Annotated in this window: 1 tRNA gene; it reads right to left on the reverse strand. The window is 39.8% G+C overall.

Annotation, left to right across the window (positions count from 1 at the left end):
- Positions 1-4: 4 nt before the first annotated feature.
- Positions 5-76, reverse strand: a tRNA-Gly gene (locus KTH90_RS24805).
- Positions 77-266: the final 190 nt, after the last annotated feature.

Consider the following 266-nt stretch of genomic DNA (forward strand, 5'->3'; position numbering starts at 1 on the left):
AAAAAGCGCGAGACGGGATTCGAACCCGCGACCCTCGCCTTGGCAAGGCGATACTCCACCACTGAGCCACTCGCGCATTTCACATCCAGCACTGCCAGACGCAGTATTTAATATACTATAGGATAACAAATTTGTCAACAATTTTTCAAAATTTTTCCCTAATTTTTTCCGTTCTTGTTACGATTCACAGCCAATGTCAGTTAGTTAAGCTCATAGGGTATTCAATCTATGAGGGTCTAACTAAAATTTTAAAATTTTGTATCATT

This window comes from Diplocloster modestus, from assembly GCF_019042245.1.
In the GTDB taxonomy this organism is placed as follows: domain Bacteria; phylum Bacillota; class Clostridia; order Lachnospirales; family Lachnospiraceae; genus Diplocloster; species Diplocloster modestus.